The sequence below is a fragment of the Psychrobacter communis genome (genome assembly GCF_014836505.1).
Classification (GTDB): domain Bacteria; phylum Pseudomonadota; class Gammaproteobacteria; order Pseudomonadales; family Moraxellaceae; genus Psychrobacter; species Psychrobacter faecalis.
Window position 1 is genome coordinate 1 of record NZ_JACSQR010000047.1, and the last position, 13,444, is coordinate 13,444.

A 13,444-nucleotide genomic window follows, 5' to 3' on the forward strand; every position below is an offset into this window, starting at 1 on the left:
GCCTCAGCAGGGACAGGTAGCCACATTGTAAATAGTATCAATAAGTTACAATGTGGCTTATCCCGAACTGGGGTTAGATAGCTATCTGTTTAGTTAATACGTCAGTGATTTAGCACTACTATTATATAAAGTTAATGCTTTTTACTTGATAGAGAATTATTACAAACTAAAAACGGTTCGTCACTTAATATATTTATAATATTATACTTGTCTTTTGCTTTTTCAAAGCCTGATATCTGCATAAAACTCTCTGATAAATTGCTTTTAAAACGTTGCCATTCTCTTGAGATAAACTCTCTGATAGGATTATCATATTTTGGTTTTTTACGCCTTTGGTCGAATAGCGTTAGTATCTCTGGCGTAATTTCAGGAAAGTTAGAGAGCAGGAAATCTTTATAGAACACCTGATATTTAGAAGTATATTTATTGTCTGTGAGCCAAGGTTTATTATTGCTAATAAAATGAATAATATAGGGGTCTATTGTGTCTGTAAATTTATAGGTAAGTTTATTTATTTGCCAATTAAAGTCAAATGGTAGTAGTTCAATTTCGTTAAGCAAGACTCTATTAAGTGCAGTTTGATCGTGGCATTGTAAGCTACCAGCATTGTTAATTGCATAGTTGAAGACTCTAGATAGCACTTCAGCTTTCACATAGTTCTTTGTGCTAAAAACTAACACCCCTGAATTCCGATAGATATGATTAGATTCATGATAAGATTTGACATATTTGTCGACTACTTTATCTACTCTCGTTTGTTTTCCGTTAAATGAAGAGCGGAATTTTAACTCCATAATGTCAGAGGCTGCCGCTACGCAAAAACTAGATTTAAAGTTTTCTACATGCTTCAATAAATCAGAGTAAAAAGGCTTTCTAATGTACGTATCTGCATCTAAATATATAATATACTTATAAGTATCTTCAAAAATCTGTGGCAAAAATAGACGATAATAAGCGGCGAGACTGAGTCTACCTACAGGAAGAGAGTCTATACCGCTGATTGCTAGCTCAATGAAGCGAATTTGTTTTTTCTTCAGGCTTTCAGGTACTCTACTAATATCTGGCATACATATGCAGATATCACATGGCAAATCAGGATGTAGGTTTATAAACTGTTCAGTAGCGAATAAAGCATACGGTAGATAGTTATCATCAACACAGAAAGCTACGGTATTAGTATGTTTGGCTTCGCCAATTTGGTTAGAAATCGTTGCAGATACGTTCATAAAATTGAAAACCGTTAATTGTTGTCTTACTTATAGATTTAAATAACTGCCAGTTATGTTAGCTCTCTTTAAATAATAATGATTGTAACGAAAAGAAAAATTTTATTAAATTAAAGGTTTGATAACAAAATAAACCAGAAGTTAATACACGATAAAAAATATTGCTAATATTAAAATAATTGATAAAAATAAAAGTATTAACACTTTGTTTCTTCGCCGTATCTTTTGCCGTTTAAGTTTAGTATGACCGCGGCTGGCCTGATATTGCTCAATATAAATATCACCATCATAGTCTTTATCGAATATTTTTATATAACCGGGATTGAGCGCTTCTACGGTTAAGGTGTCGCCAAGCTTCTCCATAGCGACATCCAAACTGTCTTGATCTACTTGTGTTTGTTTGCCGTCTACTTGTTCGGTTATCCATTGTTCTACTAAAACCATAGTATTGGCAGTATTGCTAAAAAACATAGTACTAGCCAGATAGTCGTGCGACATGCCCGGCAGTCCTTTAGTCTCATAAAAAGCGACATCAGCAGTGATAGTATTAAAATAACCTAAAGGTTTTTTGACCAGTGCATCGGCATCTAAATATAAAATATTTTTATTAGGGAATTTTTTTAGACATTCTAAAATGAAGTGGGGTTTGATACGAGTATTTGCTTCCCAGTAACCCGCATCTTCCACTTCTTTAAAGTAGTAATTGAGGTTAAATTCATCGAGTGATTGCTTTAGATTTAAAGCATGACTGCGGTAACTATCGGTATAAAAACAACATACAATAAAGCTATCCGGCGCATTGATTTTTTCGAAGAATAATGGAGTTGAAGCTGAAGTCATGGAAAGCTCTATAAATTTAAGAATATAACGTGAATGGTGGAGTTTTCTGGCGATATATTAGATAAGTATTTCAAATATATCCAGTAGTATTATTAACAATTCTTAATTTAGATTTTTCTAAACAGTAAAATCGCTTTTCTTCGCCATCCACTCGGTGCTGTCATTTAATACAAACCCTATTCGTAAATGTTTATATATTGATTGAAGCGTGTACCTGACCAAAATTTTCTATCCACTAATTCATTTAAAAAATAGCAATTAATCTAGTGCACTAAATAGACCCTGAGAGACTGGTGAATGATTTATAACAGGTACGTTATTTTCTTTATAAACCTTACCTAGCAGGTTAAAAGACGGCACAATCCGATCAGTAATTGCCTTATCTAATTTACAAGGCGCGCTATCGCCTTTACTCTCATAAAATCGAGGTTGGTTATTATTCAATAAATCAATCCCATATAAGTGAATCGTGCCAGCATGACGTGAATAAACCAACTGGGCGGCGACGTAAGCTACTGTTCCTGCTTCTATAAACCCATAAGTCATATCTAAAGATAGGCCGATAGGTGCAGGCTGATGCTGCGTATCTATAACAAAGTTAGGTTGATTGGCCAATAATGCTAGCGGTATCTTTTTATTATGTGATAGTGGTTTTGATAGCAGCCTACCAAACCAAGACTGATTTGTCTTTACGCTCCAAGCTCGATCGGCAGGATAGATAATACGCATTGCATTATGGTATTTGCTTATCATGCTGGGGTGTGAGATTGCTAATGCCTCAAACACTGCTAGAGTTGCATACAAAGGCTGGCCTGTGTAGTACTTGTTTAAAATATCTGGTTGATGTTTGACGAAGCGCGCATCACTAATGACATAACCGACGACATTGGTAAAATTGTATTGAGCCATTAGGCTAATACTGCCATTCACAAAAATAGTCGCCGTATCTACTAAGTCCGCAAATGATAAATCTGTAATAGATGGACCAGAAGCAATGATATTGACTGCTTGCTGGTGAAGGTTTTGCTCGGCTTCTCTTGCATCAAAAGCAGAAATACCAACACTCTGATTGTCAATATTAAAAGTGGCGCTAGGAGGTAATTCCATGTTGGGTTCCAGATTTTTCTATGACTTAGTTACACCCAATACTCTTGCAACCAAGGGCTAGGCTTCACATGACGATACCATTTGCCGCCGCCACCTTTGATGGCGTCTGGTGGATTAATCTCACCATGAAAGATAACAATTTTTGCGCCTTCAGGTAACGTCGGTGCACGTACAAAATTCAAAGGAGTAGGCGCCATACACTGATATTTAAAACTGACACACCAGTTTTTATCCCAGTACTCTAAATGGTGATGCTCACGCAGATAGTTAGAAAGATAAGCCTGCTCATGACGAACCTGTGTGCGAATGGTTTCAAAGTTGCGCTCAAAGTTTGCGAGCAAATCAGGATAGGAACCCATACCTATATTAAAGCGATAAACCGAGCTATTGCCAATCATACGCCATGGCTTTTTCCAGTCACGAATAATGACAACGCTGTCTTCATACTCAGCTTCATAAGTGAAAAAAGCATCAATGTTAGCGACGATAACAATATCGATGTCTAAAAATAAGGCAACACCTTTTAGATCATATAATTTAGGCTTAAAAGTGGTCAGTTTTTTCCAGCCACGTTCAGGACCAGCTGGTAAATCCATTTCTGGAATGGGGTAACAAGCAACTGCAGGGTCAATGCCAGTACTATCATCGGTTAGGCAAACCATTTGAAAATCTAAGGTCAAATGCCGACTAACCATATTATAAAGACGGTTGACGTATTCAGGACCATATTTATCGCCCCATTTCATACAAATAATATAACGCTGCTCGGCAGTGCTAGGATCGGTTTGTAGTTGCTCGGTCGATGAAAGGCTGGTTACGTCAGTCGCCATAATGTACTCATATTAAAGTCAATGAAAATTTGTTCAGTCATTAGTCAGCCAAAAAATATCCTAATAAATAACCGCTTGCTCATATTAGCATAGCTATCATTGACGATATTTCTAGATGCTTAACTGATTGTACGAATGTTGCTTATTAGAATTAAACTTCAGAATTATTAGACATTTGCTTATTATCATGTAAGGCATGTTTTTGGATATTACCGTTGATAAAATCAGCCAAAGCTTTTTCGTCAGCCCTATAAGGGTTGTCTAATAAAGGGATTTGTTTAAAACGGCGATAACCCCACATATAATGACTGTAATGAGATTCAATCATATGCTGCATGGCAATATTGAGCGCATGAGCAGCGGTTTCAGTATTGCGGTCATAGAGCGCTGGAGCGTCTAATTTATAACAATAAATGTCAAAACCCTGCCCGTCGTCACGACGTATGCAGGATAAGCCAACCAAGGCACACTTGGTTTTGCTTGCCAGTTTTGACGCCAATGTGCTGGTTAAAGTTTCAATACCAAAAAAGGGCACAATTACGCCACCTGAAGGTTCAGGAACGTGATCAGGCAATACAATACTAAAACCGCCTTGTTTTAAGGTTTTAAAAACCGCTTTGACACCGCTACCATCGGTCGGAACCAGTGTGGCATTAAGACGCGAGCGACCTTGCAAGACAAAATCGTTAGTCAGCTCGCCTTTAACAGGCTTATACATAATCGTTGGCGCGCCAAACTGATTAAGCCACGCGTTCATCATCTCCCACGTACCCAGATGGGGGACAATCGCCAGCATTCCATTAGGATTGGCAAGCCCTTCTAATAAATACTCTTTATTATGCACGTCACGAATCTGGGCAATGCTCCACTGCGGTGGCATCGCCCAGCTTTTGATAGATTCGATACTGGTTAAACATTGATGATAAATAATGTCTTTGGTTAATGCGCGTTTTTGATGAGCAGATAACGACGGCGCAATCAGCGCCATATTGATACGCACAGTGCGCATGATACTAGCATTTGGTAGGCGTAATATTACCCAGGCAACAAAACGTGCCAGCATCTGCAAAACAGACAGTGGCACGAATTTGAAGAGATGATATGGATTCATGACCATTCGCATGGTGATACATTACATAACGGACAATATAAACAATATCTGCGCATGACTAAACCATTTATTGTGCAGGTTTATTGGTATCAGGCTGGGCCTTTTCACGTACACGGATACCAAGTTCACGTAGCTGTTTGCTATCTACCGGAGCAGGCGCTTGCGTCAATGGGTCTTCAGCAGTTTTGGTTTTAGGGAAGGCGATCACGTCACGGATAGAGCTTGCGCCGACCATCAGCATAATGAGGCGATCCAAACCGAAGGCTAAACCACCATGCGGAGGCGCACCGAATTTTAGAGCATCAAGTAAGAAGCTAAATTTCTCTTCGGCTTCAGCCTCATCGATACCTAGCGCTTCAAATACCGCTTTTTGCATCTCAAGGGTATTGATACGTAAGCTACCGCCGCCGATTTCAGTACCGTTTAACACCATATCATAAGCGATAGAAAGCGCTGATTCAGGTTTGGTTTTCAATTCTTCAACAGAGCCTTTTGGTTTGGTAAACGGATGGTGCATTGATGTCCAGCGCCCATCATCCGTTTCTTCAAACATTGGGAAGTCAGTCACCCAAAGTGGCGCCCATTCGCAGGTCAGCATGTCTAAGTCTAGACCAATTTTTTGACGTAACGCACCGATGGCATCGTTGACGACACTGGCTTTATCAGCACCGAAGAAGATAATATCATTACTCTCGGCACCCGTACGCTCAATCAAGCTCGCTAGGACGTCATCAGTCATATTTTTGATGATAGGCGATTGTAGACCAGATTCTTTATCGACACCGTTGTTGATGTTGCTGGCGTCATTGACTTTAATATAAGCCAAACCACGTGCACCATAAATGCTCACAAACTTAGTATAAGCGTCGATTTGCTTACGGCTTAATGAAGCACCGCCAGGAATTCGAAGGGCAGCAACGCGGCCTTTAGGGTCGTTGGCAGGACCGGCAAAGACTTTAAAATCAACGTCTTTCATTAAATCAGCAACGTCGACCAATTTTAATGGAATACGTAGGTCAGGCTTGTCTGAGGCATAGTCGCGCATGGCTTCAGCATAAGTCATACGCGGAAATTGTTCAAATTCAACATCCAGCATGGTTTTAAATAGATGCTTAATCAAACCTTCGTTGATATTCATGATTTCTTCTTCATTTAAGAAAGAAGTCTCAATATCGACTTGGGTAAATTCAGGCTGACGGTCAGCACGTAAGTCTTCGTCACGGAAACACTTAGCGATTTGATAATAACGATCAAATCCTGACACCATCAATAACTGTTTAAATAGCTGTGGTGACTGCGGTAAAGCAAAAAAGTTACCCGGGCGAGTGCGTGAAGGCACCAGATAATCCCGTGCGCCTTCTGGTGTGGCACGAGTCAAGATAGGCGTTTCAACGTCTAAGAAACCATGGTCATCTAGATAACGACGAATCGTTGAGGTGGCTTTAGCACGGAAAACCATGCGCTCTTGCATTTGCGGACGACGCATATCAAGGTAGCGATATTTTAAACGCAGATCTTCTGATACCGTGGTTTTCTCATCATTTAATGGGAAAGGCGGGGTTTCAGATTTTGCCAATACTTCAATCTCTTTGCCCAATAGCTCAATTTGACCACTGGTCATATTAGCGTTTTCAGTACCTTCGTAACGACGGCGAACGCGACCGGTAATTTTTAGCACATATTCAGGACGTACCGCATCAGCAGTCGCGAATGCTTCTGGCGTATCTGGGTCAACGACGACCTGCAAGATACCCGCGCGGTCACGCATGTCTAAGAAAATCACGCCACCGTGATCGCGACGACGATGTACCCAGCCTACGATGCTAATGGTTTGCTCAAGTAAGCTTTCGGTTACAGCGCCGCAATATTCGTCTCGGTATTCGCTATGCGTCATAGTGCTTTGCGTCATAATATAATTATCCAGTTGTCAGCCCAATTCGAAATACAATAATGCAGCCGCTAGCGTGTAATATAAGCGCCGTGCCTTTGAGCATTTAGCCAAAAAAGCACGAATAACGCGATATAAGACAAATGGTCATCACGTTGGCTGCAGAAAATTTGATGTAAACGCATATTATGCCTAATCTGCCTTTGTTATACAACCTGTGGCGTCCAATCAGTAGTGTTCAAACGAAGGGCAGGGACGTATCAGTAGAGGTGGTATTTATTCAGTAATATTTGTCTTGGGTTAAATATTGTCATTTTGCTTGAAAATGCTAGTCACTGTGCGCATATCAAGCTAACTTATTAAACCGTATTAAAACCACTTCAATTATCTATTAAAATTATTTATTTCAACTATCAAGGAATCCTGCTCATGCTTTTTCATCCTTCTAAAAATCCTGTTGAGCTAAGAGTTATCCATCTCAATAAAAGCCAAGAGCAACGTCGTGAAGATCTGATGGAGGCGACGCAAGGTAAAGCGGCGCTTAAACAACTTAGAAAAACCATGGCGAAAAAAGCCAAGCAAGCATTAAAAGTAAAAAATAAGAGTAAAAACAAAAAGAATAATAGCGATGAGAAGCAGCAAGTTTTTGTGCTTGATTTTGATGGTGATATCAAAGCCACAGCGGTGAAGCATTTACGCGAAGAAATCAGCACACTCATCAGTACCGCTAATAAAGGCGATGAAGTCGTCGTACGCTTAGAGTCGGGCGGCGGTTTGGTTCATGGTTATGGCTTGGCAGCGGCACAATTAGCACGTTTAAAAGACGCCGGTCTAAAGCTTACCGTCTGTGTCGATAAAGTCGCGGCCAGTGGCGGTTATATGATGGCTTGTGTCGCCGACAATATCGTTGCCGCACCCTTTGCGATAATTGGTTCAATCGGTGTGGTCTCGCAATTACCAAACTTCCATAAATGGCTCAAAAATCATGATGTTGATTACGAGATGTTCACCGCAGGTGACTATAAGCGCACCGTGACTGTGTTTGGTGAAAATGACGCCGAAGACCGCGCTAAATATCAAGAGGAGCTGGAGCAGACGCACGAGTTATTTAAGCACTTCGTTAATACCTATCGTCCAACACTGGATGTCGCTAAAGTCGCTACTGGTGAGCATTGGTATGGTGAAGATGCGCTAAAACTTAACTTAATTGATAGCTTGCAAACCTCTGACAGTTATATTTTAGAGCGTATGGAAAATAATGAAGTGTATGCGCTGCATTCACGTCAAAAGCCAACGCTTGCCGAAAAATTGGGTTTATCACAAGCCGCAGAAGCCACACTCAGCATGGCGATTGATAAGCTACCAGATGCACTGGCGCGTTTTGATTTAGAGAGCCGCTTAAACATCCTAAAATAAGTCTAAATATCATGAGGTTAATTGATAGCTAGCGTTCTAGTATTTCAACAGCGAATCGTGCATTGTTTGTATTTTGTAAAAGGCGTGTCCTAGCGGGTCGCGCCTTTTTTGCTGTTTAATCGCAAATGCTGTGTTATAAATGGGGCAGATAAAACAGAGTATACGTACGTACACTATAAAATCTCATTAATCTTTTTATGCAATCTCAACACATAGAATTTTGATGTGAATTTCATAAAAGCCATTAATCATCAGTAAAGAAAAGGATGTCAACTATGTCTACCGACACATTAATGTTTACCGCCAGCGAACATGGTCAAGCCATGCATGCCAAAGTCAAAGAGTTTATCGAAACCCAAATCGAGCCAATAGAAGCACAGTTTTGGGCGGACTGTCATGCGCAAAACCCTGATGGTAATTGGAAAAATTGGCGCTGGCCAGAAAAGTACGAGAGCCTACGTAAACAAGCGCGTGAAGCGGGTTTATGGAATTTATTTTTACCTGATGATAAGCTTGGGGCTGGGCTGTCGGTTACTGATTATGCACCGATTGCCGAGCTCACCGGTCGCAGTTTGCTCGCGCCTTATGTCTTTAATTGTAATGCCCCTGATAGCGGAAATATGGAGCTGTTATGGCGTTATGGTTCACAGGAGCAGCAAGATAAATGGCTAACGCCGATATTAGAAGGTAAAACGCGTTCGGTATTTTGTATGACTGAGCCTGATGTGGCGTCAAGTGATGCAACCAATATGCAAGCGACTGCTGTCGTCGATGGCGATGAGATTGTTATCGATGGTAGCAAGTGGTGGTCATCGGGTCTTGGCGACCCTGCCGTCGATGTTTTGATTGTCATGGCTTATACTCCTGATGAGGATAAAGACCGTCACCATCAGCATTCGATGGTCTTGGTGCCAGCAAACACCGCAGGCGTTAACATCGAACGTATGTTAAAGGTATTTGGTGATTACGATGCGCCGCACGGTCATGGCGAAGTCCGCTTTAATAATGTGCGTGTGCCGTCTGGTAACTTTATCGGTGGGCCTGGTATGGGCTTTGAGATTGCGCAAGGTCGCCTAGGACCAGGTCGTATTCACCATTGCATGCGCTGTATTGGTGCTGCCGAAAAGTCTCTTGAGCTCGCGGTTAAGCGCGGTATGCAGCGTACCGCGTTTGGTAAGCCTCTGCTACAATTAGGCGGTAACTTTGAGCGTATCGCTGACGCCCGTATCAAAATTGACCAAGCGCGTTTATTGACACTATACGCGGCGCAAAAAATGGACGCGAAGGGGACCAAAGCGGCATTGACTGAAATCTCTGCCATTAAAGTCGTTGCACCGACTGTCTTGCAAGAAGTGGTTGATATGGCGATTCAAATTCACGGTGGCATGGGTGTTTGTCAAGATACGATGTTGCCTGCTTTCTTTGCACAAGCTCGCGCACTACGTTTAGCCGATGGTCCTGATGAAGTACATAAAACCATGATTGCCAAATTAGAATTAAAACGCCAAGGTTTTAGCCGCTCGTCTAAACCTCCTAAATCTTAAAAAGTCGGCTACATTGTCATTTAAATTATATGACCAAAAATTCACTATCGATGATTTGATAGTGAATTTTTAACTCTTAAGCTTTTATAAACAACAAATAACTGGTAAAAAATAAACGACCACACGATAAGGAATGTCTTATGGCAACTGAACATCATGCCAACCATACTGATGCTGACAATCAAACCGTTAATAAAGTTTTAGATAAAGGCGGCGAAGTGCGCGAGGGCGAAGAGCTTGACGCCAAAGCGGTCAGCGACTGGCTACGCGAGCAAGGCGTTGATATAAAAGGCGAGCCAACGGTGACACAATTCTCAGGTGGCGCTTCAAACTGGACTTACCGGCTGCAATATGAAGGCGAAGGTGACGGCCAAGATTTGATTTTACGCCGTCCGCCAAAAGGCACCAAAGCCAAATCGGCACATGATATGGTGCGCGAATATACCGTGCAAAAAGCTTTAAAAGATGCTTATCCCTATGTACCAAAAATGGTCGCGCTGTGTACTGATGAAGACGTTATTGGCGCAGACTTTTATGTCATGGAGCGAATGGAAGGTATCATTCCGCGGGCTAATTTGCCAAAAGGCGTCGATTTAAACGAAGCGCAAACACGCGAGTTATGTACCAATGTCATCGACGCTTTGATTGAGTTGCATGAAGTCGATTATACCAAGCACCCTGATTTGGTAAATCTTGGTCGCGGCGAAGGTTATTGTGAGCGTCAAGTGACGGGCTGGGATAAGCGTTATGTCAAAGCCAAAACGCCCAATGTGCCAAGCTTTGCTTTGGTAAGACAATGGCTTGGCAAGCACACGCCTGCCGATAGTAAAACTTGTGTTATCCATAATGATTGGCGCTTTGATAATGTGATTTTGGCGGCTGATGATCCGACCAAGGTCATCGGTGTGCTCGATTGGGAAATGGCTACCTTAGGCGACCCTTTGATGGATTTGGGTAGCGCTTTAGCGTATTGGATTGAAGAAGATGACAACATCATCATGCAGCAATCTCGCCGTCAGCCAACGCATTTAAAAGGCATGATGACCCGTGATGAAGTGGTAACCTATTATCTTAAAAAGACGGGCCTTAAGATAGACAACTGGACGTTTTATGAAGTGTTTGGACTATTTCGCCTAGCCGGTATCGTGCAGCAGATTTATTATCGTTATTATAATAAACAAACCAGCAATCCAGCTTTTAAGAACTTTTGGATTATCGTCCATGTCTTACATGCTAAATGTCTCAAGCTGATTGCTCAGTATGAAGGCGAGGCTTTATTTATAAGCCACGTGCAACCGCATCTGCAAGATATAGGCGTCGATGCGGCGATGGTCGAGCAACTACCAAGTCCGATTCAAACGGTTATCAAGGGCATTTTACCAAAAAGCTATTTTGGACAAAGTAATTCTAAAGCTAAAGAATAAACGCTTTAAACGCATAGTAAATGCACAAATTTATAGCCGTTGATTCAATCTAAAAAATTTAAAAAAGTACGATTAATAAGGCAATGTTTTATGACAACCATACTTTTAGCGCGTCATGGTCAAGCGTCATTTGGGCAAGAAGATTACGACCAGCTCTCAGAGCTTGGTAGTATGCAGGCGCAAATGCTGGGTCAGCATTATGCAACGACCCAGCGCCGAATCGATGCGATTTTTAGCGGTAGTTTGGTTAGGCAGCAAGATTCTGCGCGCCATTTTTGGCAAAGTTATCAGTCATCTTTTGGCGAGAGTAACGAAAAACCAAGCGTAACTGCCATCAATCTAGATGAGCCTGATAGCTATGTACTGCCGCAGTTTGATGAGTTTAATCATAAAGATGTACTGATAAAATCTAATCCTGCTTTTGCTAGCCGTGTGGGAATTGCTGCTGAGATTGCTAAAGCAGAGGTGCCAGTCACACGGCTGGCAGAGTTGTTTGACGACGCGATGCAGCGTTGGCATGCGGGCGAAAACGACAGTGATTATATCGAAAGCTGGCTACAGTTTAATGAGCGCGCCAAGCAAGCGCTTGAGCAAGTACGTCAACAAGTTGCCAATTTGCAGTTAGGCGTTGACAGTACGGTTTTGGTGTTTACCTCGGGTGGTATTATCGCTGCGATCACTGCGCAGTTATTACAGCAGGGCAGCTCAACAGCCTATCAAATCAATAAAAGTTTGGTCAACACTGGCGTGACATCGCTGACGCTTAAAAATGAACGGAGTCGCCTGTTGTCTTTGAACGAATACAGTCATTTATTTGCTGAGGGCAAACGCTTTGTGACTTGGCGCTAAAAAACAAAGATCAAAGTCTTAAAGCCAGTTAATTAAAAACATCGTGAAGCGGTTACTGTAACTAGGTAGCCGTTTTTTATGGTTTTAAAATCAATCATTATAGGGTGAAAGTAGTTTGATTCTATGCTGCTTTAGGTTGCTTGCGTGTTTGCTTTAGGCTATAACTGCTAAACTTACTCTGTAGATTTACGTTACGATAGACAGTCGACGTCATTTATATGAATACCAATAGGATGGTTTATGAAAAATAAATTAATAAACTTAGTGACCAGTAGCGCTAACCACCATAAAAATCAGTTATTTAGTGCCATTCAGCCAGCGCGTTATCTGAAAGGTTTAAATAAGCAACAGGTTGGCCGCGGTAAAACGGTTTTAATCACTGGCGCAAGCTCAGGGTTAGGCGAGGGTATGGCAAGACTCTTTGCAAAACTTGGTTATAATCTTGCCATTTGCGCCCGCCGTACTGATCGTTTAGAAAATTTAAAAACCGAGCTATCGGCGCAGTATCCTGATATCCGTATTGAATACCGTGTCTTGGATGTCAGTGATTACGATGCGATATTCGAGGTGTTTGATGGGTTCGCAGCGGATTTTGGTCATATTGATCGCGTGGTGGTCAATGCCGGCGTCGGTGATAGCCGCCGGATTGGCAAAGGGCGCTTTGATACCAATCGCAAAACCGTCGAGATTAACTTCATCTCAGCGCTTGCCCAATGTGAAGCGGCGATGAATATTTTCCGAGCTCAAAATAGCGGTCATCTGGTGGTGATATCTAGTATGTCAGCGATGCGCGGCTTGCCTAAGCATTTGACCGCTTATGGCGCAAGTAAAGCGGGTTTAGCACATCTTGCAGAAGGTATCCGTGCCGATATGCTATTGACCAAATTGCCGATTAAGGTATCGACCATTTATCCAGGTTATGTGCGCACCGAAATCAATGAAAATGCCAAACCTTTACCGTTTGAAGTAGATGCAGAAACAGGCACCAAAGCGATCGTTGCTGCGATTGAGGCAGAAGTAGACGAAGCTTGCGTGCCAAGCCTGCCATGGTCGATTGTCGGTCAAGCGATGAAGCATTTGCCATTACAAGTGGTTAATAGAGTCAGCTGATAGCGGTTGTGTTGTTATTAATTTTAACCCCAGTTCGGGATAAGGGCTCAAAAAAAGATAAAAAAAGAAGTCCAAAGTTGCTAAAGTAAGTTTACCAAG

The 13,444-nt window shown here is 41.7% G+C and carries 11 protein-coding genes; 5 read left to right on the top strand and 6 right to left on the bottom strand.

The genetic code is table 11. From position 1 onward, the window contains the following. Positions 1-131: 131 nt before the first annotated feature. The 6 genes from H9653_RS11520 to aspS form a co-directional block, all read right to left on the bottom strand. Positions 132-1,226 carry a glycosyltransferase family 8 protein gene (locus tag H9653_RS11520; RefSeq protein ID WP_191692474.1) on the bottom strand — a complete coding sequence of 365 codons (1,095 nt, stop codon included), beginning with the start codon at positions 1,224-1,226 and terminating at the stop codon, positions 132-134. Between the two features lie 141 nt (positions 1,227-1,367). Further along, the gene (locus H9653_RS11525; protein WP_191692475.1) at positions 1,368-2,066 is read right to left on the bottom strand and encodes a hypothetical protein; all 699 of its coding nucleotides are present in this window, start codon (positions 2,064-2,066) and stop codon (positions 1,368-1,370) included. 258 nt (positions 2,067-2,324) lie between these two features. Further along, positions 2,325-3,173 (bottom strand): hypothetical protein, encoded by an 849-nt coding sequence (locus H9653_RS11530; RefSeq protein ID WP_191692476.1) that lies wholly within the window; start codon positions 3,171-3,173, stop codon positions 2,325-2,327. 29 nt (positions 3,174-3,202) lie between these two features. Next, the gene (locus H9653_RS11535) at positions 3,203-4,003 is read right to left on the bottom strand and encodes a glycosyltransferase (RefSeq protein ID WP_191692477.1); all 801 of its coding nucleotides are present in this window, start codon (positions 4,001-4,003) and stop codon (positions 3,203-3,205) included. A gap of 151 nt (positions 4,004-4,154) precedes the next feature. Then, on the bottom strand, positions 4,155-5,114 hold the full coding sequence (locus H9653_RS11540) for a lysophospholipid acyltransferase family protein (protein ID WP_191692478.1): 960 nt from the start codon (positions 5,112-5,114) through the stop codon (positions 4,155-4,157). A 67-nt stretch (positions 5,115-5,181) separates the two neighbouring features. Further along, positions 5,182-7,008 (bottom strand): aspartate--tRNA ligase, encoded by a 1,827-nt coding sequence (gene aspS / locus H9653_RS11545; RefSeq protein WP_068408773.1) that lies wholly within the window; start codon positions 7,006-7,008, stop codon positions 5,182-5,184. Positions 7,009-7,431: 423 nt separating this feature from the next. Here aspS and sohB point away from each other — a divergent pair, with 423 nt between their 5' ends. The 5 genes from sohB (at position 7,432) to H9653_RS11570 (ending at position 13,345) form a co-directional block, all read left to right on the top strand. Beyond that, positions 7,432-8,418: a protease SohB gene (gene sohB, locus H9653_RS11550; RefSeq protein ID WP_191692479.1), complete on the top strand. Its 987-nt coding sequence runs from the start codon at positions 7,432-7,434 to the stop codon at positions 8,416-8,418. A 293-nt stretch (positions 8,419-8,711) separates the two neighbouring features. Beyond that, on the top strand, positions 8,712-9,962 hold the full coding sequence (locus tag H9653_RS11555) for an acyl-CoA dehydrogenase family protein (RefSeq protein ID WP_068408775.1): 1,251 nt from the start codon (positions 8,712-8,714) through the stop codon (positions 9,960-9,962). Between the two features lie 140 nt (positions 9,963-10,102). Then, entirely contained in the window at positions 10,103-11,386 is a 1,284-nt protein-coding gene (locus H9653_RS11560; protein ID WP_068408749.1) for a phosphotransferase family protein, read from the top strand. A 90-nt stretch (positions 11,387-11,476) separates the two neighbouring features. Continuing rightward, a complete protein-coding gene (locus H9653_RS11565; protein ID WP_068408751.1) occupies positions 11,477-12,235 on the top strand; it encodes a histidine phosphatase family protein in 759 nt (252 codons plus the stop codon). A gap of 240 nt (positions 12,236-12,475) precedes the next feature. Then, on the top strand, positions 12,476-13,345 hold the full coding sequence (locus H9653_RS11570; protein ID WP_068408752.1) for an SDR family oxidoreductase: 870 nt from the start codon (positions 12,476-12,478) through the stop codon (positions 13,343-13,345). Positions 13,346-13,444: the final 99 nt, after the last annotated feature.

Bases quoted from the DNA above. Each gene is read 5' to 3' on its own strand.
- H9653_RS11520 (WP_191692474.1), bottom strand. From the start codon at position 1,226: ATGAACGTATCTGCAACGATTTCTAACCAAATTGGCGAAGCCAAACAT.
- H9653_RS11570 (WP_068408752.1), top strand. From the start codon at position 12,476: ATGAAAAATAAATTAATAAACTTAGTGACCAGTAGCGCTAACCACCAT.
- H9653_RS11560 (WP_068408749.1), top strand. From the start codon at position 10,103: ATGGCAACTGAACATCATGCCAACCATACTGATGCTGACAATCAAACC.
- H9653_RS11540 (WP_191692478.1), bottom strand. From the start codon at position 5,114: ATGAATCCATATCATCTCTTCAAATTCGTGCCACTGTCTGTTTTGCAG.
- aspS (WP_068408773.1), bottom strand. From the start codon at position 7,008: ATGACGCATAGCGAATACCGAGACGAATATTGCGGCGCTGTAACCGAA.
- H9653_RS11525 (WP_191692475.1), bottom strand. From the start codon at position 2,066: ATGACTTCAGCTTCAACTCCATTATTCTTCGAAAAAATCAATGCGCCG.
- H9653_RS11535 (WP_191692477.1), bottom strand. From the start codon at position 4,003: ATGGCGACTGACGTAACCAGCCTTTCATCGACCGAGCAACTACAAACC.
- sohB (WP_191692479.1), top strand. From the start codon at position 7,432: ATGCTTTTTCATCCTTCTAAAAATCCTGTTGAGCTAAGAGTTATCCAT.
- H9653_RS11555 (WP_068408775.1), top strand. From the start codon at position 8,712: ATGTTTACCGCCAGCGAACATGGTCAAGCCATGCATGCCAAAGTCAAA.
- H9653_RS11530 (WP_191692476.1), bottom strand. From the start codon at position 3,173: ATGGAATTACCTCCTAGCGCCACTTTTAATATTGACAATCAGAGTGTT.
- H9653_RS11565 (WP_068408751.1), top strand. From the start codon at position 11,477: ATGACAACCATACTTTTAGCGCGTCATGGTCAAGCGTCATTTGGGCAA.